This window comes from Microcoleus sp. SVA1B4 (assembly GCF_036700545.1).
GTDB lineage: Bacteria > Cyanobacteriota > Cyanobacteriia > Cyanobacteriales > Microcoleaceae > Microcoleus.
This window is the reverse complement of the sequence record NZ_JAUBPB010000158.1, coordinates 1-1,612: the sequence shown is the minus strand read 5'-3', so window position 1 is coordinate 1,612 and position 1,612 is coordinate 1. Positions and strand designations below refer to the sequence as shown.

The 1,612-nt window shown below is 42.6% G+C and carries 3 protein-coding genes; all 3 read left to right on the top strand.

Annotation, left to right across the window (positions count from 1 at the left end):
- Positions 1 to 76: 76 nt before the first annotated feature.
- The gene (locus QT987_RS29680) at positions 77 to 457 is read left to right on the top strand and encodes a hypothetical protein (RefSeq protein WP_333234273.1); all 381 of its coding nucleotides are present in this window, start codon (positions 77 to 79) and stop codon (positions 455 to 457) included.
- 42 nt (positions 458 to 499) lie between these two features.
- Positions 500 to 979, top strand: coding sequence for a hypothetical protein (locus QT987_RS29675; protein ID WP_333247065.1), 480 nt, complete (start codon positions 500 to 502; stop codon positions 977 to 979).
- Positions 980 to 1,355: 376 nt separating this feature from the next.
- Positions 1,356 to 1,612: S8 family serine peptidase (locus QT987_RS29670; RefSeq protein WP_333247063.1), on the top strand; the 257-nt coding region annotated here is incomplete at its 3' end.

Genomic DNA, 1,612 nt, shown 5'->3' with positions numbered 1-1,612 from the left:
TATCCTTTCTCTTCGCTGTGCTTATCTCAACGGTCAACTTTCAATTTGATGTATTTGCCAAAGTGAGATGCACCCGATGAGTGATGAGTTGATAGGTTTCATCCAGACAGTAGGGGTAGAAATTGTTGAAAAGCCAAACGACCCATTTTTTGGATATCTGGGAAGAGGAGATTTATACATTTGGGTTGCTATTAACAATAGAATTGCAGAATTAGAGGGGGAACCAAATGAATTTGAAATAATCAAACAAAAATTAGGTGGTGAACCACACACAGTTATCTTATTAGAAATGTCTAGAAGACCAGGTAATAAGCTCTTGGCTTATGAATTGGCTGCTTCATTGGCGAAACAATGGCCATGTGTAGTTGATAACTTATCGGGCTACGATCGACGTATTATTTCATCTGCAGAATTGTTCGCTCTGCTGGAAAGTGGCTGTGACTTTCAAGGATATTGATTTTTTAAAAAATCAGTAAGTGAGTATCTTGGAGGTCAAAATATGAACCCAATTCTCGAACAACAGCTTTGGAATGCAGGGAAAAATCTAGAAGCATATACCCAAGAAATCTGGCAGGAAATTATTAATGTAATCCTTGATGATTTTCAGGTTTTTATGGGACAGAGTTTTGACCGCGCTCCTGAAATCAACTTAAATATCAAATATCCACATTCCCCATCATTTAATCGATGGATATGGAGTGAAGAACAAGAAAATGCTCCTTTGTATCATACAGCATGGTCGGCTGTTATTGGCGGGGGTATGGTAGGAAATGAAAGTGGGGAAGATATTTTTCACGTTAGTGTTACTCTATTTTTGTTCGACATGAGTAGCAAAAAGCGTTTATGCTTAAAAACAGGTGAGAGCCTCCTTGAATTTGTTTTTGAAAAACAATCCGATAGTCATGGGTGTTGGCGTAGTTTGGGATGGTGTAAGGATGAATGGGGTGAGTGGGAGGATCTTGATTACGACACGGATTAACTTTAAATTTGCATCTCCCCCTCGCGCACAACTTCCTTTGAATTGATCGACCGGGGCGGGCTAGTCATTTTGTGCGCTCAAATCATTGTTGATAGTTTGAGCTGACTCGGGCGCTCGCACACCGGGCACAACTTCCTTTGAGTCGATCGCCTGTTTTTAGGTAATTTTTCTGTTTCCGGCGATCGGCCATTGATTCTGCGGGCGATCGAATTAACGGGATCTCGTCCTTGTTTATCCACCGCGCGATCGACCGGGTGGGCGATCGTACTTTTCTCAATTATCGGCGATCGTACTTTTTTAGATTGCGGGATCTCGCACTTTTCTAGATTAGGGGATCTCGTACTTTTTTAGATTAGGGGATCTCGTCTATTTCTAAATGGTGGGCGATCGACAATACGCCCTTGACAACAACATACTGATTGTAGCAGCAGCCGGTAACGAAGGGGATCTCGCATCCGCACTCGGACAAGCCTCCACAGAATTCGACAACATCATCACAGTGGGAGCATCCGAAAACAACAACCGCAGCGCCTATTCCAGCTACGGATTCGGCTTAGATATCCTAGCACCAACAAACACTCAAAAAACCGCAGAACAGTCAACAACCGAAACAAAACAAGGCACATCAATAGC